Consider the following 20,899-nt stretch of genomic DNA (forward strand, 5'->3'; position numbering starts at 1 on the left):
TAGAATGGATCACCATGGACAACGCCGCGCCCCCTGCTGCACTCGATCCCGCGATCGCCCAGCGGCTGAAGAAGACCCCGGATGGCCTGGTCGCCGCCATCGCCCAGCAACACGACACCGGCGAGGTGCTGATGCTCGGGTGGATGGACGAGGAGGCACTGCGGCGGACGCTCACGAGCGGCCGCGCCACCTACTACTCCCGGTCCCGTCAGGAGTACTGGCGCAAGGGGGACACCTCGGGACACACCCAGACGGTGGTGTCCGTGTCCCTCGACTGCGACGGGGACGCGTTGCTCGTCCAGGTGGACCAGGTGGGCGCCGCGTGCCACACGGGCAGCCGGACCTGTTTCGCGGGCCGCGGCCTGCCCGTGACCGCGGAACCCACCCAGCAAACCCAGCAGACCCAGCAGACCCAGCAGGAGGCCGCCGCGGATGCGTGAGCTTGGCACGATCACCCCGTCCGCCGAGGAGTTCGAGGTCCTCGCCAGCGCGCACCGGGTCATCCCCGTCACCCTGACGGTCCTGGCCGACGGCCTGACGCCCGTGGGGATCTACCGGCGCCTCGCGGCTGACGCCCCCGGAACCTTCCTGATGGAATCGGCGGCCCAGGGCGGAGTGTGGTCCCGCTACTCGTTCATCGGCGCGGGGAGCGCGGCCACCCTGACCACCCGGGGCGCTGAGGCCCACTGGCAGGGGGTCCCCCCGGCCGGGGTGCCCACGGAGGGCGATCCCGTGGAGGTGCTGCGCGCGACCCTGGACCTGCTGGCCACGGACGTGCGGGACGGCGTGGGCCGGGACCTGCCGAACCTGGTCTCCGGGATGGCGGGATTCCTGGGCTGGCCCACGGTGCGCCGCTGGGAGGGCCTGCGCAACCCGCCGCCGGACGACCTCGGCCTGCCCGAGATGGCCATGAACCTCATCACGGACCTGGCCGTGCATGACACCGTCGACGGTACGGTCACCCTCGTGGCGAACGCGATCAACCACAACGGCCTGGCCTCCGGCGCTCGCGCGGCCTGGGACGACGCCGTGCGGCGGCTGGACTCCATGGCCGCCCGCCTGACGGGCGGAGTCAGTCAGGACCCCGTCTCCGTGGCACCGCCGGACTGGCTCGACGTGGACGTCTCGGCCCATGTCCACGACTCCTGGACCCACGAGGGCTTCCTGGACGCCGTGGCCAAGGCCCAGCGGGCGATCGTGGACGGCGAGGTCTTCCAGATCGTCGTCTCGCGCCGCTTCTCCGCCCAGACCACCGCGAGCGGCCTGGACATCTACCGGGTGCTGCGCGCCATGAACCCCAGCCCGTACATGTACCTGTTCACCTTCGAGAATCCCGACGGCGGCCGGTACCAGATCGTCGGTTCGTCGCCGGAGGCGCTGGTCACCGTCAACGACGGCTCCGTCATCACGCACCCGATCGCCGGGTCGCAGCCGCGGGGCGCCACGGTGGAGGACGACCACCTGCACGAGAAGCTGCTCGTCAACGACGAGAAAGAACGGGCGGAGCACCTCATGCTGGTGGACCTCTCCCGGAACGACCTGTCCAAGGTCTGCGTACCGGGCAGCGTGTCCGTCACCCAGTTCATGGAGGTGGAGCGTTTCAGCCACATCATGCACCTGGTCTCGCATGTGGAGGGCCGGCTGGAGCCGGGGCAGCGGGCCCTGGACGTGCTGGCGGCCGCCTTCCCCGCCGGCACCCTGTCCGGGGCGCCGAAGCCGCGCGCCCTGCAGCTGCTGGACGAGTGGGAGCCCCAGGAGCGGGGCCCGTACGGGGGAGTGGTCGGCTACTTCGACCTGGCCGGCAACATGGACATGGCCATCAACATCCGCTCCGCCACGCTCGTGGACGGGACCGCGTACGTCCAGGCCGGTGCCGGGATCGTCGCCGACTCCGATCCGGAGACGGAGGCGGCCGAGACCGTGACCAAGTCGAGCGCACCGATGCGGGCCGTGCTGGCCGCCGGCCGGCTGCGCGCCGTGGAGAGCGCCGTGGGCACTGCCGAGGGCACCGTGAGCACCGGAGGGACAGCATGAGACTGAAGCGCCGTACCGCGGTCCTGTGGGCCCTCGCCGCCGGAGCCGTCATCCTCGGCACCGGGGCGCAGACCTGGATCGAGTCCGCCGGGCTCTCCGGCCTGGCCACCACCTCGGTGACGACCACCGGGAACCAGGCGGCCGCCGTCGTCCCGGCCATGGGGCTGGTGGGGATGGCCGCGGGCATCGCGCTGTCCATGGCGCGGCGCATCGGCCGCTGGGTCTCCGCGGTGCTGATGGTGCTGGCGGGACTCATGGCCGGCTTCTCCGCCGTGAACGCCGCCCTGGACCCGGCCTCCGCCGCGCAGGCTCAGGTCTCGGCGGCCAGCGGCACCACGGCCGATGCCGGCAGCTACGCCGTCACCGTGTGGCCCTGGCTCACGCTGGTCGGCGGCGTGCTGCTGCTGCTCTGCGGGCTGGCGGTCCTGGTCCTGGGCCGGGGATGGGTCACGAGCCGGCGGCACGAGAGCCCCGTGGCCGCCGCGGCGACGGCCTCCGGCACCACCGCCACCATGGGCGCCGGGGCAGCGGTCAGAGGCGCCGCCGGAACCGCGGCGGGGACTGAAGCCGGAGCCGAGCTGGACGAGATCGATGCCTGGGATGAACTGAGCCGGGGCCAGGACCCGACGTAGTCCAGATCCGCCCCCGTCGAGACCTGCGGGATCGGTCAGCGGTTCCGTGGCAGAATGAGGGACAGACCCGATCAGCCGCCGCACTCCTGCACCTCGGACGTGCGGCGGGCCTCGATGCCATTGGAATGAAAGGGACGGTCCATGACCACCTCGCACCGCACCGCCGAAGACGACCTCGTCCTCAATGATCCGACCCACGCCGAGCCCCTGGGCCACGGCAACTCGCCGGCCGCGTGGACGCTGGTGCTGCTCGTCCTCGCCGGGACCCTCCTGGTCGGCGTGGGCATGCTCGCGGACCTGTTCTTCCTGGTCATCGCCGGCGTGGTGGTCGCCGTGGCCGGTCTGATCGCCGGGTTCATCATGGGCAAGGCCGGCAAGGGCACCAAGGGCCACGCGCAGCCCGCCGAGCACTGATGGCCACCGTTCTCGACGAGATCATCGTCGGGGTCCGCGCCGACCTCGAGGAGCGGCGCCGCGAGGTCCCGCTGCAGGCCATGCGGGAGCGTGCTGCCGTGGCCGTCCGTAGCTCGCCCGCACGTGACGCGCACGCGGCCCTGGCCGGGGGACGCCTCGATGACCACGGGATCCGCATCATCTCCGAGGTCAAGCGGTCCAGCCCGTCCAAGGGCGCCCTGGCGGACATCGCCTCCCCGGCAGAACTCGCCCGCAGGTACGAGGCCGGCGGCGCCTCCGCGGTCTCCGTCCTGACCGAGCGGCATCGTTTCGGTGGATCGCTCCAGGACCTGGACGCCGTCCGCGCGGCCGTGGACATCCCCGTGCTCCGCAAGGACTTCACGGTGGACGAGTACATGATCCACGAGGCCCGCGCGCACGGCGCCGACCTCATCCTGCTCATCGTGGCCGCCCTGGACGACTCCCAGCTGGCCGAGTACCTCGCCCTGACCCATGAGCTGGGCATGAACGCCCTGGTCGAGGCCCACACCGTGGAGGAGATCGAGCGTGCCGTGGCCGTGGGGTCCCGGATCGTCGGGGTCAACGTCCGCAACCTGAAGACCCTGGACGTGGATCCGCGGAACTACGCCGCCCTCGCGCCGAACCTGCCCGCGGGCGTGGTGCGGGTGGCCGAGTCCGGCGTGCAGGGCCCCGAGCAGGTGGCCGACTACGCCCGGGACGGCGCCGACGCCGTCCTGGTGGGGGAGGCCCTCGTGAGGCACGGGGACCCGAGCCAGGCGATCCGTGACTTCCGGGCCGCCTCACTGACGGTGCGCGGCTGATCGTCAACCGATCGCCACGGCGGCATCCGATCCCCGCACCCCGTCCTGACCGACGGCGGCACCAGACCGCAATAGACCACAGACGACCACAGACTGGACCGTACGATGATTGAGCACACCGGGAGCTACCAGAACCAGCCGGGGCCGTACTTCGGTCCCTACGGTGGCCGCTGGATGCCCGAATCCCTGATCGCCGCGCTCGAGGAAGTGGAGCGGACTTTCACCGAGGCCCGCAACGACCCGGAATTCACCGCCGAGCTTCAGGGGCTGTTCACCGACTACGTGAACCGGCCGTCACTGCTCACCGAGGTGCCCCGGTTCGCGGCTGACTCCCCGGGCGTGCGGATCTTCCTCAAGCGTGAGGACCTGAACCACACCGGCTCCCACAAGATCAACAATGTGATCGGCCAGGCCCTGCTGGCCCGGCGGATGGGCAAGACCCGGCTCATCGCCGAGACCGGCGCCGGCCAGCACGGAGTCGCCACCGCCACCGCGGCCGCCTTGTTCGGCATGGAGTGCACCATCTACATGGGTGAGGTGGACACGGAGCGCCAGGCCCTCAACGTGGCCCGCATGGAGATGCTCGGCGCCACCGTCATCCCGGTGACCACCGGGGCGCGGACGCTCAAGGACGCCATCAACGAGGCGCTGCGGGACTGGGTCGCCTCGGTGGACACCACGCACTACCTCCTCGGCACCGTCACCGGACCGGCCCCGTTCCCGGCCATGGTGCGCTACTTCCACTCCGTGATCGGCGAGGAGGCGCGCGAGCAGATCCTCGCGCAGGCCGGCCGGCTGCCGGACGCCGTCTGCGCCTGCGTGGGCGGCGGCTCGAACGCGATGGGCATCTTCCACGGCTTCCTGGACGACCCCGAGGTCGAGCTCTACGGCCTGGAGGCCGGCGGCGAGGGGATGGAGACCGGCCGGCACGCCGCCTCCATCAACCTCGGCCGCACCGGCGTGCTGCATGGCGCCCGGACCTACCTCATGCAGAACGAGGACGGGCAGACGATCGACTCGCACTCGATCTCGGCCGGCCTGGACTACCCGGCCGTCGGCCCCGAGCACGCCTGGCTGCACGACACCGGGCGCGCTGTCTACGAGCCCGTCGGAGACGACGAGTGCATGGACGCCTTCCGCCGACTCTGCCGCACCGAGGGCATCGTCCCGGCCATCGAGTCGGCCCACGCCCTGGCCGGTGCCCTGCGCCTGGCGCAGCGCTGGACCGCTGAGGGGGCCGCAGGACCGGACACCCCGGCCGGCCAGGAGAAGATCATCATCGTCAACCTCTCCGGGCGCGGCGACAAGGACGTGGCCTCGGCCGCCAAGTACTTCGGCATGCTCCCGGATCACCCGACCCCCGAGGGCGGAGACGTCGACGCGGTGGCCGCGCGCCCCGAAGGAGCACAGAACTGATGACCGAGCAGACCCCGGACCAGAGCACGCCGATCCGTTCCCTGACCACCGAGGCCATGGAAGCCGCACGCGCGGCGGGCCGCACCGCCTTCATCGGCTATCTGCCGGCGGGCTTCCCGACCCTGGAGGACTCGATCGAGGCGGCCGTGGCGCTGGGCAACAACGGCGCCGACGTCATCGAGATCGGGATCCCCTACAGCGACCCGGTGATGGACGGCCCGGTCATCCAGGCGGCCACCAGCCAGGTGCTGGCCGACGGCTTCCGGATCGACGGGGTCTTCGAGATCATCCGGGCCGTCACGCAGCGCACGGACGCCGCCGTGGTGGTCATGACCTACTGGAACATCGTGGACCGCATGGGCGTGGAGACCTTCGCTCGCCGCCTGGCCGAGGCCGGGGGCGCCGGGATCGTCACGCCGGACCTCGTCCCCGAGGAGGCCGGCGAGTGGTTCGAGGCCTCCGACCGGTACGGGCTGGATCGGATCTTCCTGACCGCGCCGAGTTCCACGGACGAGCGCGTGAAGCTGATCACCGAGTCCTCGCGCGGCTTCGTCTACGGCGTCTCCGTCATGGGCGTCACCGGGGCGCGATCGGCGGTCTCCACGGCCGCCGAGCAGGTCGTGGCCCGCGCCCATGCCGCCGGAGCCCCCCGGGTCGCCGTCGGGCTGGGCATCTCCCGCCCGGAACACATCCGTGAGATCGGCGCCTACGCCGACGGGGCGATCGTGGGCACCGCCCTGGTCGCGGCCCTGCGGGATGGCGGGCCGGCCGCCGTCGGGCAGCTGGCCGCCGAGCTGGCCACCGGAGCGGTCCGGTGAACGCGTTGGAGATGAGCGCGGCAGCGATGATCACGGCGGCGATCCCCGCGCCCGGCTGGGACGGATTCCACCTCGGCCCGGTCACCATCCACGCCTATGCCCTGTGCATCGTGGCCGGCATGGTGGTGGCCCTGTGGCTGTCCGCGCGGCGCTGGAAGGCCAGGGGCGGGCCTGAGGGCAGCATCATCGACATCTCCATCTGGGCCATCGTCTTCGGCCTCGTCGGGGCCCGGCTGTATCACGTGTTCTCCTCGCCGGCGGCCTACTTCGGCCCCAACTTCGACGGCACGGGGGACCTGACCAAGATCTGGCGAGTCTGGGAGGGCGGCCTCGGGATCTGGGGAGCCGTGGCGCTGGGCGCGGTCGGCGCCTGGATCGCGTGCCGTCGCTACGGCTTCAAGCTCTCCGCCTATGCCGATGTCGTGGCCCCGGCCGTGCTGCTGGCGCAGGCCATCGGCCGCCTCGGCAACTACTTCAACCAGGAGCTCTTCGGCGGTCCCACCACGCTGCCGTGGGGCCTGCAGGTATCCGCCGACCACCCGAACTTCCCGGCCGGGGCGCTGGAGGGCACGCTGTTCCACCCCACCTTCCTGTACGAGATGGTCTGGAACCTGGCGGGCGTGGCCCTGCTCCTGCTGCTGGACCGCCGCCTGCGCCTGCGCCGCGGCATGATGCTGTGGTCCTACGTGGCCTGGTATACCGCGGGCCGCACCTGGATCGAGATGCTGCGGATCGACGACGCGGAGATGATCACGCTGTTCGGCGTCACCCAGCGCCTCAACGTGTGGACCTCGCTGCTGATGCTCCTCATCGCGATCGGCTTCCTCATCTACCTCACCGTCACCCGGCCGAGGACCGTCGAGGGCCGGGCCGTGGCCGATTCCGTGTGGCGCGAGGGCCGCGAACCGGCGGTCGAGACCTCCGAGACATCGCCGCTGACCGGCGAGGATGAAAAAGTTAACGCCGTCGAAACAAAAAACATCGGTCATGAGGCCAAAAACCCTGAGTGAGTGCTCCACGCCTCAGTAGAATCGACTCCACTGCACTGATCTGAGGCACTCACGCGCTCCAGGTCGCCGGGGCCGACGATGTCCCCTTCCACCGCAGCAGATCCCACTGCGCACCGGAAGGATTCACATGACATTGCGCTTTGACGACGAGAACACCCGTCCGCCGGAGGGCCCGGAGACCGAGACACCGGCCGACGGCCAGGACGGCGGGCCGGTGCCGGCCGATCCGCCGCTGCCGGACGATTCGGCCGAGAGCACGCTGGCCAGGGACCCGATGAACCCGTTCAACCGGTTCTCCGCCATCCCGGCGCAGCAGGGCCTCTACCGCCCGGACACCGAAACGGACAACTGCGGCCTCGCGGTCATCTCGACCCTGCGCGGCACCCCGGGCCACGACATCGTGGAGCACGCCCTCGTCGCCTTGCGCAACCTCGAACACCGTGGCGGCGTCGGCGGCGATGACGGGACCGGCGACGGCGCCGGCCTGCTGCTGCAGATCCCGGACGCGTTCTTCCGCGAGGTCGTCGACTTCGAACTGCCGCCCGCCGGCCGGTACGCGGTCGGCACCGCCTTCCTCCCGCAGGACGACTCCGAACGCCGCGAGTCGGTCGCCGGCATCGAGGAGCGCGCCGCCGGGGAGGGACTGACGGTCCTGGGTTGGCGCGACGTTCCCGTCAACGCGGACGTGCTCGGGGCCTCTGCCCGGGCCGTCATGCCCCACTTCTCCCAGGTGTTCCTGGCCCCGGTCGAGACCACCGGTGCCCCCGGACAGGCGGGGCCGGGCAACACGGACGGGATCGGGGACTGCCTGGATGCCCGCGTCTTCCGCGTCCGCAAGCGCACCCAGAACAAGTTCGGCGTGTATTTCCCGTCCCTGTCGGCGCAGACCATCGTCTACAAGGGCATGCTGTCCACCGGCCAGCTCGAGCCGTTCTACCCGGACCTCTCCGACGAGCGCTTCGCCACCTCCCTGGCGGTGGTGCACTCCCGGTTCTCCACCAACACCTTCCCCTCCTGGCCGTTGGCCCAGCCGTTCCGGACCATCGCCCACAACGGTGAGATCAACACGGTCAAGGGCAACCGCAACTGGATGCGGGCCCGCCAGTCCATGCTGGCCTCGACCGTGCTCGGCGAGGAACCGGAGAAGCTGTACCCGATCTGCACCCCGGGGGCCTCGGACTCGGCGAACTTCGACGAGGTGGCCGAGCTGCTGATGCTCGGTGGGCGTCCACTCAGCCACGTGGTCATGATGATGGTCCCGGAGGCCTGGGAGAACCACGAGTCCATGGACCCCGACCGCCGCGCGTTCTACGAATACCACTCCATGCTGATGGAACCGTGGGACGGCCCCGCCGCCGTGGCCTTCACCGACGGCCGCCAGGTCGGCGCCGTGCTGGACCGCAACGGACTGCGCCCGGCCCGCTACTGGGTCACCGATGACGGCCTGGTCGTGCTGGCCTCGGAGGTCGGCGTGCTGCCGCTCGAGCCCTCGCGGATCGTCCGCAAGGGGCGTGTGGCCCCGGGGCGGATGTTCCTCGTGGACACCGCCGAGGGGCGCATCATCGAGGACAACGAGGTCAAGGCCGAGGTCGCCAACGCCAACCCCTGGCGCGAGTGGGTCAGCCAGAACCTGATCAGCCTCGCCGACCTGCCCGAGCGCGAGCACGTCAACTACTCCTCCACGTCCGTGGCACACCGCCAGCGCACCTTCGGCTACACCACGGAGGAGCTGCGGATCCTCATCGGGCCCATGGCCGAGAAGGGGGCCGAGCCCCTGGGCGCCATGGGCACGGACACCCCGATCGCGGTGCTGTCCCAGCGCCCCCGGCTGCTCTTCGACTACTTCACCCAGTCCTTCGCGCAGGTCACCAACCCGCCGCTGGACTCCATCCGTGAGGAACTCGTCACCTCCATGCGGACCTCGATCGGCCCGGACGGGAATCTGCTGTCCGCGGAGCGGGTGCATGCCCGCCACGTGAACCTCGAGTTCCCGGTGATCGACAACGACCAACTCGCGAAGATCGCCAACCTGCGGACCGACGGCGGGGAGCACCCGGGCGCCAAGGTCTCCCTCAAGGTCCGGGGGCTGTACCGGGTCGACGGCGGCGCGGCCGGCCTGCGCGACCGGCTCACCGAGATCTGTGAGCAGGTCTCGGCCGCGGTGAACCGCGGCGTGCAGTTCATCGTGCTCTCCGACCGCGACTCGAACGCCCAGTGGGCCCCCATCCCGTCCCTGCTGCTGCTCTCGGCCGTGCACCACCACCTGTTGTCCTCCGCCAACCGCACCCGGGCCTCCCTGCTCGTGGAGGCCGGGGACGTGCGCGAGGTCCACCACGTCGCCGTGCTCATCGGCTACGGGGCCTCGGCCGTGAACCCCTACCTGGCGATGGAGTCCGCCGAGGACCTGGTCCGCACCGGCGCCATCACGGGAGTGACCCGCGCCGAGGCCGTGGGCAACCTCATCAAGGCGCTCGGCAAGGGCGTGCAGAAGATCATGTCCAAGATGGGCATCTCCACCGTGGCGTCCTACTGCGGTGCCCAGACCTTCGAGGCCATCGGCCTGTCCCGCACCCTCGTGGACCGATACTTCGCCGGCACGTACACCCCCATGGGCGGCGTGGGGCTGGAGGTCATCGCGGCCGAGAACGAGCAGCGCCACTGGGCGGCCTATCCGCCGGACGGCAACGACATCGACCCCTACCGTGAGCTCGAGACCGGCGGCGAGTACCAGTGGCGCCGGGACGGGCCGCCGCACCTGTTCAGCCCGGAGACCGTGTTCCGGCTGCAACACGCCACCCGCACCCGCCAGTACGGCATCTTCAAGGACTACACCCGCCAGGTGGACGAGCAGTCCCGCGACCTGATGACCCTGCGCGGTCTGCTGACCCTGAAGACCGGGGAGCGTCAGCCCGTGCCGCTGGACGAGGTCGAGCCGGTCTCGGAGATCGTCAAGCGCTTCTCCACCGGGGCCATGAGCTACGGCTCGATCTCCCAGGAGGCCCACGAGACCCTGGCGATCGCCATGAACCGGCTGGGCGGCAAGTCCAACACCGGTGAGGGCGGCGAGGACCCCGAACGCCTGCTGGACCCCGAGCGCCGCTCGGCCATCAAGCAGATCGCCTCCGGCCGTTTCGGGGTGACCAGCCTCTACCTGGCCACCGCCGACGACCTGCAGATCAAGATGGCCCAGGGTGCCAAGCCCGGCGAGGGCGGCCAGCTGATGGGCACCAAGGTGTACCCGTGGGTGGCCTCCACCCGGCACTCCACCCCCGGGGTGTCGCTGGTGTCCCCGCCGCCGCACCACGACATCTACTCGATCGAGGACCTGGCCGAGCTGATCTACGACCTCAAGCGGTCCAACCCGGCCGCGCGCGTGCACGTCAAGCTCGTCTCCGAATCCGGCGTGGGCACCGTGGCGGCTGGCGTGACCAAGGCGAAGGCCGACGTCGTGCTGATCTCCGGACACGACGGCGGCACCGGCGCCTCCCCGCTGAACTCGCTCAAGCACGCGGGCGCCCCGTGGGAGCTGGGCCTCGCCGAGGCCCAGCAGACGCTCATGCTCAACGGGCTGCGCGACCGCGTGGTGGTGCAGGTGGACGGCCAACTCAAGACGGGCCGGGACGTCGTCATCGCCGCCCTGCTCGGGGCCGAGGAGTTCGGCTTCGCCACCGCCCCGCTCGTGGTCTCGGGCTGCATCATGATGCGCGTCTGCCACCTGGACACCTGCCCCGTGGGCGTGGCCACCCAGAACCCGGAGTTGCGTTCCCGCTTCACCGGCAAGCCCGAGTTCGTGGTCAACTTCTTCGAGTTCATCGCGGAGGAGGTCCGCGAATACCTGGCCGAGCTCGGCTTCCGGTCCATCGCCGAGGCGATCGGCCATCTCGAGGTCCTGGACCGTGACACGACGAAGAACCACTGGAAGACGGAGGACCTGGACCTGTCCGGCATCCTGACCGGCTACGATCCGGCGGACCCGGAGAAGGCCCGTCAGCTCTCCAACACCCACGGGCAGAACCACGAGCTGGACCGGCACTTCGACAACGACCTCATCACCGCCGCCGAGCCCGCCATGGCGAACGGCACCGCGGTGGAGGTGACGAAGCGGATCGTCAACACGGACCGTGCCGCCGGCACCATGCTGGGTTACCACGTGACCAAGGCCCGACTGCTGGACGAACTGCCCGCGGACACCATCACCGTGAACCTCACGGGCGAGGCCGGCCAGTCCCTCGGCGCCTTCCTGCCGGCCGGCATCACGCTGCGCCTGCAGGGCGACGCCAACGACTATGTGGCGAAGGGCCTATCCGGCGGACGTATCGTCGTGCGCCCGGACGCCACGGCGGGCTTCGCGGCCGAGGACAACGTGGTGGCCGGCAACGTCATCGGCTACGGCGCCACCTCGGGCGAGGTCTTCCTGCGCGGACGGGTGGGCGAGCGGTTCCTGGTCCGCAACTCCGGGGCCACCGCCGTCGTGGAGGGCATCGGGGACCACGGTTGCGAGTACATGACCGGTGGGCGGGCCCTGATCCTGGGCCGCACCGGCCGCAACTTCGGTGCCGGCATGTCCGGCGGCACCGCCTGGGTCCTGGACCTGGACGAGACCACGCTGAACCCGCTGGCCGTGGCCCAGCATGACCTGCTGCTGCTCGAGCCGCGCGCGGAGGACCGTCAGGCCATCACCGAGCTCCTGGAACGGCACCAAGCGGAGACCGGCTCCCCGGTCGCCGCCCACCTGCTCTCCGGCCTGGAGACTGACCCGGACGCGGTGATGGCGCGCTTCACCACCGTGCTGCCGGCCACCTACGACGCCGTGCTGAAGACGCGTGCGGCCGTCATCGATGAAGGACTAGACCCGGACGGCGATGCCGCCTGGGGTCGGATTGTGGAGGCTACCCGTGGCTGATCCCCGTGGATTCCTGAACACCCGCGAGCGGCAGGACCGCCCGTCCCGCCCGGTGCCCGTGCGCATCCTGGACTTCAAAGACGTCTACGTCCGCCAGGACGAGGCCGTGGTGCGGACCCAGGCCGGGCGCTGCATGGACTGCGGCGTGCCCTTCTGCCACCAGGGCTGCCCGCTGGGCAACCTCATCCCCGAGTGGAACGACCTGGTCCGCCGGGGCCGGTGGGAGGAGGCAGCCGCGCGGCTGCACGCCACCAACAACTTCCCCGAGGTCACCGGCCGCATCTGCCCGGCGCCCTGCGAGTCGTCCTGCGTGTTGGGCATCAACCAGCCGGCCGTGACCATCAAGCAGACCGAGGTCTCCATCGCCGACGCAGCCTTCGACAACGACTGGCTCGAGCCGGTCGTCCCGCAGCGGCTCAACGGGCACACGGTGGCCGTGGTCGGCTCCGGTCCCACCGGCCTGGCGGCGGCCCAGCAGCTGACCCGGGCCGGCTTCACCGTGGCCGTGTACGAGCGGGACGGGAGGGTCGGCGGGCTGCTGCGCTACGGCATCCCGGACTTCAAGATGGAGAAGGACATCCTGGACCGCCGCATCGAGCAGATGGAGGCCGAGGGGACCAGGTTCCGCACGAACGTCGCCGTCGGCACGGACCTCTCGTGGGCCGAATTGCGGGCCCGCTACGATGCGGTGATCATGGCGACTGGCGCCCCAGTCCCGCGCGACCTTCCCGTGCCCGGCCGGCAGCTGAACGGCGTGCACTTCGCCATGGACTACCTGGTGCAGTCCAATCGGGCGGTCAACGGCGAGCTGGACGACCGGCAGCTGTCTGAGCAGATCCACGGCGAGGGCAAGCACGTCGTCGTCCTCGGCGGCGGCGACACCGGTGCCGACTGCATCGGCACGGCACACCGCCACGGTGCGAGATCGGTCACGACGCTGGCCATCGGCAGGGAACTGCCGAGCGAACGCCCGGCGGACCAGCCGTGGCCCACCACACCGAAGGTCTACGAGGTGACCTCTGCCGACGCTGAGGGCGGCACGCGCGAGTACCTGGCGTCCACGGTCGAATTCCTCGACGACGGCCAGGGCAACGTCCGGGCCCTGCGCGTGGCCGAGACCGAGTACCTGCCGGACGGCCGCCGGGTGGCCAAGCCCGGCACCGAACGAGAGATTCCCGCGGACCTGGTGCTGCTGGCACTGGGGTTCACCGGAGTCGAGGATGCTGGGCTGACCTCCGGGGAGGGCGCGGCCGGCGTCGTACTCGAGCGCGGTCTGGTCAAGCGGGACCACCGCTACGAGACCGACACCCCCGGGGTGTTCGTGGCCGGGGACGCCGGCCGCGGTGCCTCCCTGGTGGTCTGGGCCATCGCCGAAGGCCGGGCCTGCGCCAAGGCCGTGGACGAGTCTCTCGAGTCCTGGACGCGGCTGCCGTCACCGGTGGAACCCACCGACCGGCCGATCTCCGTGAAGGCCGACGCCGGCGCGCTGCGGCCGCGGACCCAGGGCTATGCCTCCCAGGGTGCAGAGGCGAGGGTGCGGGGTTGAGCGTGCCCGTCCCGCGCGGCTCCGTTCCTCGTTAGGCTGGAGTCATGAGACATGCGAAGATCGTCGCCACGTTCGGACCGGCCAATGAGGGATACCAGAACACCAGGGACCTGATCGCCGCCGGGGTCGACGTGGCCCGCATGAACATGAGCCACGGCAGCTGGGACGTCCACGAGCGGACCTACGCGGACATCCGGAAGGCCGCGAGGGACCTCGACCGTCCGGTGGCGATCTTCGCCGACCTGCAGGGTCCCAAGATCCGGCTGGGGCGGTTCGCGGACGGGCCCCACGACCTGGCCGTGGGGGACCGGTTCACCATCACCACGCGGGAGATCGAGGGCACCTCCGAGGTGTGCGGCACCACGTTCAAGGGCCTGCCCCAGGACGTGCGGCCCGGGGACGCGCTGCTGATCGACGACGGCAAGGTCGCCCTGCGCGCCGTGGAGGTCTCCGGGACCGAGGTGGTCACCGAGGTGGTGGTCCCCGGGACGGTGTCCAACAACAAGGGCATCAACCTGCCCGGTGTGGCCGTCAACGTCCCCGCGCTGTCCGAGAAGGACGAGGAGGACCTGCGCTGGGCCCTGGACCTCGGCGTGGACATGATCGCCCTGTCCTTCGTCCGCTCGGCCGAGGACGTCTCGCGCGTGCACGAGATCATGGACGAGAAGGGCCGGCGCGTTCCGGTGATCGCCAAGATCGAGAAGCCCCAGGCCGTGGAGGCCCTGCACGGGATCGTGGACGCCTTCGACGCGATCATGGTGGCCCGTGGGGACCTGGGCGTGGAGCTGCCGCTGGAGGACGTGCCCCTGGTGCAGAAGAAGGCGATCGAGCTGGCCCGCCGCTGGGCCAAGCCCGTGATCGTGGCGACCCAGGTGCTCGAGTCCATGATCGACAGCCCCCGGCCGACCCGGGCCGAGGCCTCCGACTGCGCGAACGCCGTGCTGGACGGCGCGGACGCGGTAATGCTCTCGGGGGAGACCTCGGTGGGCAAGTACCCCGTGCAGACGGTTCAGACGATGGCCCGGATCATCGAGTCGACCGAGGTCCACGGCCTGGACCGGATCCGCCCCCTGGGCTCCCGGCCCAAGACCCGCGGCGGGGCCATCACCCGCGCCGCCGTGGAGATCGCCAACCAGCTGGACGTGCCGCACCTGGCCACGTTCACGCAGTCCGGGGACTCCGCCCGGCGGCTGTCCCGGCTGCGCCCGCAGCAGATGATCTACGCCTTCACGCACGTGGAGCACACGCACAACATCCTGTGCCTGTCCTGGGGCGTGCTGCCGAAGATGGTGCCGTTCGCCTCCTCCACGGACGAGATGACGGCCCAGGTGGACCGGTCCCTGCTGAAGGAGAACATCGCCGGCGTGAACGACCTCGTGGTCATCGCGGCAGGATCCCCTCCCGGGAAGACCGGGTCCACCAACATCGTCAAGGTGCACCGCATCGGCGACCTCGACGACTCCGGCGGGCTGCTGGAGGGCTACGCGCGGCCCGAGCGTGAACAGGTCGGCATGTGGCCGGCGCGGTCCCCGCTGTAGGGGACCGGCCGGGCCGCGTCTAGCCCATCTGGTCGACGACCGTCTGGGCGACCTCCCGCATGCTGAGGCGGCGGTCCATGGAGGTCTTCTGGATCCACCGGAAGGCCTCCGGCTCGGACAGGTCCAAGGTGGTGGTCAGCAGTGACTTGGCCCGGTCCACGAGCTTGCGGGTGGCGAACTGCTCGGCCAGGTCGGAGACCTCCTCCTCGAGGGCGCGCAGTTCGTCGAAGCGAGCCACCGCCAGCTCGATCGCCGGAACCAGGTCGTTCTCGTTGAAGGGCTTGACCACGTAGGCCATGGCCCCGGCCTCCCGGGCCCGCTCCACCAGCTCGCGCTGGCTGAAGGCGGTGAGCAGCACCACGGGGGCGATCTTGTCCCGGGCGATGTGCTCGGCCGCGGTGATCCCGTCCATGATGGGCATCTTGACGTCCATCAGCACCACGTCCGGCTCCAGCTCCGTGGCCAGTTCGAGGGCCTTCTGCCCGTTGTCGGCCTCGCCGACCACCTCGTAGCCCTGGCCGGTGAGGATCTCCACGATGTCCACGCGGATCAGCGTCTCGTCCTCGGCGACGACGACGCGCAGCCTCTCGGTCTCGGTGGGTCTGGTCGTTTCGCCCTGCCCGGTCGGCATCTCGGTCGGCATGAAGACTCCTTGCGCTCGGTCACCGATCAGCGTAACGGTTCGGAAGGGAACACGAGCTCGATCGACGCCGCGCGGCGCCGCTGTGACGTGTATCCTTGGAGGGTTGTCACGCCGGTAAACCACCGGCGATACCCCTTCAGGCCCGAATGGCGGAATTGGCAGACGCGCCGCACTCAAAATGCGGTATCGAAAGATGTGTGGGTTCAAGTCCCACTTCGGGCACCAACGGCAGGATCAGCCGGTCACCGCCGGCTCGGATCCAGGATCATGTTCGTGATCTTCGCGGAGGAGAGCCGCCTGCCGTCCTCGTCGGTCATGACGATCTCGTGCGTGGTCAGCGTCCCGCCCAGGTGGATGGGCGTGCAGGTCCCAGTGACGATCCCCGCGGTGATGCCGCGGTGGTGGGTGGCGCTGATCTCGATCCCCACCACCGGCTTCTCGCCGCGCGTGTGCAGCACCGCCGCGATCGAGCCCAGGGTCTCGGCCAGCACCAGGTGGGCGCCGCCGTGGAGCAGCCCCGCGTTCTGCTCGTTGCCGGCCACGGGCATGGTGGCCACCAGGCGCTCCACGGTCATCTCCCGGAAGACGATGCCCATCTTGGCCGCCAGGGGGCTGATCCCGAGCTTGCCGAGTCGTCCGTGAAGCTCCTCCGGGATCCCGCTGTCGAGCATCATCTGCTTCAGCTCGGCCGGCGAGAGCTGTGGGGTCACACCCGGCACGAAGGCGTGGACGGTTCCGGTGGCGGCGTCGGCGGCATCTCCGGTGGCGTCTCCGACGGGGGTCTCTGTCTGGGCATCGTTCATGACCATTAGGCTGGCACCCGTGACTGATTCGAGCAATCCCGCCCCTGACTCCAACCGCCTGCTGGTCCTGGACGGCCACTCCATGGCCTTCCGCGCGTTCTACGCCCTGCCGGTGGACAACTTCGCGACGGACACCGGTCAGCACACCAACGCGGTCTACGGCTTCACCACCATGCTGCTGACCATGATCCGCCAGCAGAAGCCCACCCACGTGGTGGTCGCCTTCGACCTCGACACCCCGACCTTCCGCTCCGAGGAGTACACCGAGTACAAGGCCGGGCGCTCGAAGACCCCGGAGGAGTTCCACGGCCAGATCAACCTGATCATCAAGGTCATGGAGGCCATGAACATCCCCACGGTCTCGGTGGACGGGTACGAGGCCGATGACATCGTGGCCACCTTCGCGGCCCTGGCCGAGCAGTCCGGCTGGGACACCCGTGTGGTCTCGGGGGACCGGGACGCCTTCCAGCTCATCACGGACCGGACCCTGGTGCTCTACCCCAAGAAGGGCGTCTCGGACATCCCACCGATGGACGCCGCCGCCATCGAGGAGAAGTACGGGGTGCGGCCGGAACGCTACCCGGACCTCGCCGCGCTGGTGGGGGAGACCGCGGACAACCTGCCGGGTGTCCCCGGCGTCGGCCCCAAGACCGCGGCCAAGTGGATCAACCTCTACGGCACGGTGGAGGAGGTGCTGGCCCATGCCGAGGAGATCAAGGGCAAGGCCGGCCAGTCCCTGCGGGACCACGCCGAGGACGTGCGCCGCAACCGCCGCCTCAACCACCTGCTGCGGGACATGGAGCTCCCCGTGGCCCTGGAGGCCACCGAGCTCAGGCACCCGGACCACGAGCAGGTCGAGGAGCTCTTTGACGCCCTGCAGTTCAACACGGTGCGCCAGCGCCTCTTCGACACCCTTGCCGAACGCCTCGGCGGGGAGCCGGAGGCCGCCCCCGTGGAGGCGACCCCGGAGTTCACGGTCCTGACCGCGGACGCCGACGGTGCCACCGGTCTGCAGGACTTCCTGGCCCAGCACGCGGTCAACCTGATGGGCGTGCACGTGGTCCTGGACGGGCCGGCCATCCTCCCCAAGCGCAAGATCCCCGCACCGGGGGACTACGGCGTCGCCCTCGGCGCCGCCCTGGTGGCCGAGGACGCGGCCGTGTACGTGGACCTGGCCGGCGGTCCGGGCCAGGGCTCGGAAGGGACCCAGCACGACGCCGGCCCCGGGCCGATCCTGGCGGCCTACCTGGCCGAGGCGGGACACCCGAAGGCGGTCTACGACCTCAAGGCGGTGGCCAAGTCCCTCAAGGCGACCGGGCACCGGACCGGACTCGGGCAGGACGTGGCGCTGGCCGGCGTCGTGGATGACGTCCTGCTCTCGGCCTACCTGATCCAGCCGGACCGCCGCGGCTATGGCCTCGACGCGCTCGTCCAGACCCACCTGCAGTCCACCCTCGAGATGGAGGCCGACCCCACGCAGGCCGGCGACCAGCTCGAGCTGGACCTGGAGGACCCCGGCTCGGCGTCCGAGGAGGCCCTGGTGCAGGCGCGCGCCGCGGCCGGAGTTCGCGCCGCCTGGATGGTGCGCCGGCTCTCCGAACAGTTCCAACCCGAGCTGATCTCCCGCGGCGCCCAGCAGCTGCTCGTGGACCTCGAGGTCCCGCTGGCCAGCGTGATGGTGGACATGGAGCTGGCGGGGATCGCGGTGGACCGCGGCGTGCTGGACGGGCTGTTCGACGACTTCACCGAACGCATGGAGGCCGCCCAGGAGTCCGCCTGGGCCTCCGTGGCGGAGGCCAACGGCGGCGAGAAGGTCAACCTCGGCTCACCGAAGCAGCTGCAGACCCTGCTCTTCGAGAAGCTCGACATGCCCAAGACCCGCAAGACCAAGACCGGGTACTCCACCGACGTGGAGTCGCTGACGGACCTGCTGAACCAGACCCAGCACCCGTTCCTCGAGAACCTCATGCTGCACCGGGACGCCACCAAGCTGCGCCAGACGGTGGAGGGACTGCGGGACACGGTGGCGGGCGACGGCCGGATCCACACCACCTACTCGCAGACCGCCGCCGCCACGGGCCGGCTGTCCAGCCTGCACCCGAACCTGCAGAACATCCCCGTGCGCACCGAGGCCGGCCGCAGGATCCGGGACGTCTTCGTGGTGGGCGAGGGCTACTCGACGCTGCTCACCGCGGACTACTCCCAGATCGAGATGCGGATCATGGCCCACCTCTCCGAGGACGAGGCGCTCATCCAGGCCTTCCGGGACGGTGAGGACCTGCACCGCTTCGTGGGTGCCCAAGTGTTCGGCGTGGCCCCGGAGGACGTCTCCCCGGAGATGCGCGCCAAGGTCAAGGCCATGAGCTACGGGCTGGCCTACGGGCTGAGCTCCTTCGGGCTCTCCAAGCAGCTGCAGATCCCCGTGGACGAGGCCCGCGGGCTGATGAAGGGCTACTTCGACCGCTTCGGCGCCGTGCGCGACTACCTCAAGGAGGTGGTGGCCCAGGCCCGGAAGGACGGGTACACGGCTACCATCAAGGGCCGCCGCCGGTACCTGCCGGACCTCAACAGTGACAACCGGCAGCTGCGGGACATGGCCGAGCGCGCCGCGCTCAACGCCCCCATCCAGGGTTCGGCCGCGGACATCATCAAGCAGGCCATGCTGGACGTCCAGCTGGCCCTGGACGAGCAGGGCCTGGGCACCCGCATGCTCCTGCAGGTCCACGACGAACTGATCCTGGAGGTCCCGGACGGGGAGCTCGAGGCGGCCACCGCGGTGCTGCAGGACAAGATGGGCCACGCCGCCGAGCTGTCCGTGCCGCTGGACGTCAACGTCGGGGCGGGCAGGAGCTGGCATGACGCGGCCCACTGACCCGCCGCCGACCGACCTCGTCCGGCAAGTCCTGCCGGGGCTGGAGATGCACCGCTTCGCCGCCACCGGCCTGCCGGCGGAGCATGACCCGCGGATGGCCCGCATGCTCGCCGCCCTGGAGCGGAACTTCTACGAGGAGGTGCCCACCGGCGCCGCCCTGGACCAGGTCCTGGAGCTCCACGGCCGGGACGGGCGCAGCTATGTGGGCGTCTACGAGGCCGGCGCGGACCCGGCCGAGGTGGACCCCATCGGCACCTACGCCGGGTTCGTCAAACCCCTGCAGACCGGCGTGGGCCGTCAGCTCGACGCCTTCCTCATCTCCGAGGTCACCGTCCGGTCCACCCACCGCCGCCGGGGCATCCTGCGCACCATGATGGAGTCCGAGCTCTCCCGCGCCGTGGCCCAGGGACTGCCCGTGGCCGCCCTGAGCGCCTCCGAGGCCACGATCTACCGCCGGTTCGGCTTCGGCGTGGCCACCCACCGGCGCGCGGTGGAGGTGGACACCGCCGGCGAGGTGACCCTGGCTGCGGCGCCCACCGGCACGATCCGGATGGTGGATCCGAAGGACCTCGCGGACCTCGGCCCCGCGCTCTACGACCGGGCCCTGGCCCAGACGCCCGGCTCGGTGGGCCGCGTGGCCGCCTACACGGTCACGGAGACCGATTCCTGGCGGTCCAAGAACGAGGGCAAGGGCACCGGCCTGCTGGCGGCCGTCCACCACGACGACGACGGCACGCCCCGCGGGTACGTCACCTACCGGTTCACCGGCTGGGACCAGAAGGTCCCGACCGTCAAGCTGGGCGTCCTCGTGGCCACCACGGCAGCCAGCCACCGGGCCCTCTGGGACCACCTGGTGCACCTGGACCTCATCCGGAGGGTCGAGTGGGGCTTCGCTCCGGACGACCGCCTGCTGGAGAACCTGCTGACCGACGCCCGACGGGTCACCACGACCCAGTCCGAGGACCAGCTGTGGCTGCGCATCCTCGACGTCCCCGCCGCGTTCGCCGGCCGCCCCTACCCACGGGACGGCGACCTGGTCCTGGCCGTCACCGACCCCCTGGGACACGCCGCCGGCACCTGGCGACTGATCGTCCGCGACGGGACGGCCGCCGTCGTGCCCCTGGAGGAAAGTGGCCCGGGCACCGCCGGGCCGGACCTGAGCCTGGACGTGGCCGAGCTCTCGAGCGTCTACCTGGGTGGCGTCTCCGCCGAGCTGCTGCGCCAGGCCGGGCGGCTCACCGAGCACCGTGCCGGCGCAGCCGCCGAGTTGACGGCGCTGCTCGCGGCGGAGCGGCCCGTGTTCTGCATGACGGGCTTCTGATCCGGGCCCGTCACACCGCACCAGTCACATCGCGCGGGTGACTTTGACCCGGACTTGCCAGAGTGGCTAGACTGAACGAGCACTTTCTGTGCGCCATCAATAGTCCATCTCAACCCACTATCCGGGTG

General features: G+C 70.6%; 14 protein-coding genes, 1 tRNA gene and 1 pseudogene. 14 read left to right on the plus strand and 2 right to left on the minus strand.

What is annotated here, in order from left to right; genetic code table 11:
* Window positions 1-14: 14 nt before the first annotated feature.
* The 11 genes and pseudogenes from hisI to pyk all read left to right on the plus strand — a co-directional run bounded on the left by hisI (window position 15) and on the right by pyk (window position 15,132).
* Entirely contained in the window at window positions 15-440 is a 426-nt protein-coding gene (gene hisI / locus RE421_RS10430; RefSeq protein ID WP_309809455.1) for a phosphoribosyl-AMP cyclohydrolase, read from the plus strand.
* Window positions 433-2,034: an anthranilate synthase component I gene (locus tag RE421_RS10435; RefSeq protein ID WP_309809458.1), complete on the plus strand. Its 1,602-nt coding sequence runs from the start codon at window positions 433-435 to the stop codon at window positions 2,032-2,034. The genes hisI and RE421_RS10435 overlap by 8 nt, the downstream gene beginning before the upstream one ends.
* A complete protein-coding gene (locus RE421_RS10440) occupies window positions 2,031-2,666 on the plus strand; it encodes a Trp biosynthesis-associated membrane protein (RefSeq protein WP_309809460.1) in 636 nt (211 codons plus the stop codon). Before RE421_RS10435 ends, RE421_RS10440 begins: the two co-directional genes overlap by 4 nt.
* A 141-nt stretch (window positions 2,667-2,807) precedes the next feature.
* Entirely contained in the window at window positions 2,808-3,080 is a 273-nt protein-coding gene (locus RE421_RS10445) for an HGxxPAAW family protein (RefSeq protein WP_309809462.1), read from the plus strand.
* Window positions 3,080-3,901, plus strand: a complete 822-nt coding sequence (gene trpC, locus RE421_RS10450) for an indole-3-glycerol phosphate synthase TrpC (RefSeq protein WP_309809464.1) — start codon at window positions 3,080-3,082, stop codon at window positions 3,899-3,901. The genes RE421_RS10445 and trpC overlap by 1 nt, the downstream gene beginning before the upstream one ends.
* A gap of 105 nt (window positions 3,902-4,006) precedes the next feature.
* Complete coding sequence (trpB, locus tag RE421_RS10455) at window positions 4,007-5,317, plus strand: tryptophan synthase subunit beta (RefSeq protein WP_309809466.1); 1,311 nt, start codon at window positions 4,007-4,009, stop codon at window positions 5,315-5,317.
* On the plus strand, window positions 5,317-6,135 hold the full coding sequence (gene trpA / locus RE421_RS10460; RefSeq protein ID WP_309809468.1) for a tryptophan synthase subunit alpha: 819 nt from the start codon (window positions 5,317-5,319) through the stop codon (window positions 6,133-6,135). The genes trpB and trpA overlap by 1 nt, the downstream gene beginning before the upstream one ends.
* Window positions 6,136-6,146: 11 nt before the next feature.
* Window positions 6,147-7,145 (plus strand): prolipoprotein diacylglyceryl transferase, encoded by a 999-nt coding sequence (gene lgt / locus RE421_RS10465; RefSeq protein WP_309809470.1) that lies wholly within the window; start codon window positions 6,147-6,149, stop codon window positions 7,143-7,145.
* A gap of 274 nt (window positions 7,146-7,419) precedes the next feature.
* On the plus strand, window positions 7,420-12,048 hold the full coding sequence (gene gltB, locus RE421_RS10470; RefSeq protein ID WP_309817280.1) for a glutamate synthase large subunit: 4,629 nt from the start codon (window positions 7,420-7,422) through the stop codon (window positions 12,046-12,048).
* A pseudogene (locus RE421_RS10475) lies at window positions 12,041-13,516 on the plus strand (glutamate synthase subunit beta); the annotation flags it as partial. The gene gltB and the pseudogene RE421_RS10475, both read left to right, overlap by 8 nt.
* Before the next feature lie 122 nt (window positions 13,517-13,638).
* Window positions 13,639-15,132, plus strand: coding sequence for a pyruvate kinase (pyk, locus tag RE421_RS10480; RefSeq protein WP_309809472.1), 1,494 nt, complete (start codon window positions 13,639-13,641; stop codon window positions 15,130-15,132).
* Between the two features lie 19 nt (window positions 15,133-15,151).
* On the opposite strand, the gene RE421_RS10485 is transcribed toward pyk, so the two are convergent.
* On the minus strand, window positions 15,152-15,763 hold the full coding sequence (locus RE421_RS10485) for a response regulator (RefSeq protein ID WP_309817285.1): 612 nt from the start codon (window positions 15,761-15,763) through the stop codon (window positions 15,152-15,154).
* Window positions 15,764-15,915: 152 nt separating this feature from the next.
* On the opposite strand from RE421_RS10485, the gene RE421_RS10490 reads away from it, so the two are divergent.
* Window positions 15,916-16,000: transfer RNA gene (locus RE421_RS10490), tRNA-Leu, on the plus strand.
* Between the two features lie 17 nt (window positions 16,001-16,017).
* Here the strand turns inward: RE421_RS10490 and RE421_RS10495 are convergent.
* Window positions 16,018-16,584: a hotdog fold thioesterase gene (locus RE421_RS10495; RefSeq protein WP_396134484.1), complete on the minus strand. Its 567-nt coding sequence runs from the start codon at window positions 16,582-16,584 to the stop codon at window positions 16,018-16,020.
* A 76-nt stretch (window positions 16,585-16,660) separates the two neighbouring features.
* Here RE421_RS10495 and polA point away from each other — a divergent pair, with 76 nt between their 5' ends.
* Together polA and RE421_RS10505 are read left to right on the plus strand one after the other, a co-directional pair.
* Window positions 16,661-19,450, plus strand: coding sequence for a DNA polymerase I (gene polA, locus RE421_RS10500; protein ID WP_309817289.1), 2,790 nt, complete (start codon window positions 16,661-16,663; stop codon window positions 19,448-19,450).
* Window positions 19,434-20,771: a GNAT family N-acetyltransferase gene (locus RE421_RS10505; protein WP_309809476.1), complete on the plus strand. Its 1,338-nt coding sequence runs from the start codon at window positions 19,434-19,436 to the stop codon at window positions 20,769-20,771. Before polA ends, RE421_RS10505 begins: the two co-directional genes overlap by 17 nt.
* Window positions 20,772-20,899 lie beyond the last annotated feature (128 nt).

The sequence above is a fragment of the Citricoccus sp. I39-566 genome, assembly GCF_031432995.1.
Classification (GTDB): Bacteria; Actinomycetota; Actinomycetes; order Actinomycetales; family Micrococcaceae; genus Citricoccus; species Citricoccus nitrophenolicus_A.

Bases quoted from the DNA above. Each gene is read 5' to 3' on its own strand.
- RE421_RS10505 (WP_309809476.1), top strand. From the start codon at position 19,434: ATGACGCGGCCCACTGACCCGCCGCCGACCGACCTCGTCCGGCAAGTC.
- hisI (WP_309809455.1), top strand. From the start codon at position 15: ATGGACAACGCCGCGCCCCCTGCTGCACTCGATCCCGCGATCGCCCAG.
- RE421_RS10485 (WP_309817285.1), bottom strand. From the start codon at position 15,763: ATGCCGACCGGGCAGGGCGAAACGACCAGACCCACCGAGACCGAGAGG.
- trpA (WP_309809468.1), top strand. From the start codon at position 5,317: ATGACCGAGCAGACCCCGGACCAGAGCACGCCGATCCGTTCCCTGACC.
- RE421_RS10440 (WP_309809460.1), top strand. From the start codon at position 2,031: ATGAGACTGAAGCGCCGTACCGCGGTCCTGTGGGCCCTCGCCGCCGGA.
- trpC (WP_309809464.1), top strand. From the start codon at position 3,080: ATGGCCACCGTTCTCGACGAGATCATCGTCGGGGTCCGCGCCGACCTC.
- gltB (WP_309817280.1), top strand. From the start codon at position 7,420: ATGAACCCGTTCAACCGGTTCTCCGCCATCCCGGCGCAGCAGGGCCTC.
- RE421_RS10445 (WP_309809462.1), top strand. From the start codon at position 2,808: ATGACCACCTCGCACCGCACCGCCGAAGACGACCTCGTCCTCAATGAT.
- trpB (WP_309809466.1), top strand. From the start codon at position 4,007: ATGATTGAGCACACCGGGAGCTACCAGAACCAGCCGGGGCCGTACTTC.
- pyk (WP_309809472.1), top strand. From the start codon at position 13,639: ATGAGACATGCGAAGATCGTCGCCACGTTCGGACCGGCCAATGAGGGA.
- lgt (WP_309809470.1), top strand. From the start codon at position 6,147: ATGAGCGCGGCAGCGATGATCACGGCGGCGATCCCCGCGCCCGGCTGG.
- RE421_RS10435 (WP_309809458.1), top strand. From the start codon at position 433: ATGCGTGAGCTTGGCACGATCACCCCGTCCGCCGAGGAGTTCGAGGTC.
- RE421_RS10495 (WP_396134484.1), bottom strand. From the start codon at position 16,584: ATGGTCATGAACGATGCCCAGACAGAGACCCCCGTCGGAGACGCCACC.
- polA (WP_309817289.1), top strand. From the start codon at position 16,661: ATGGCCTTCCGCGCGTTCTACGCCCTGCCGGTGGACAACTTCGCGACG.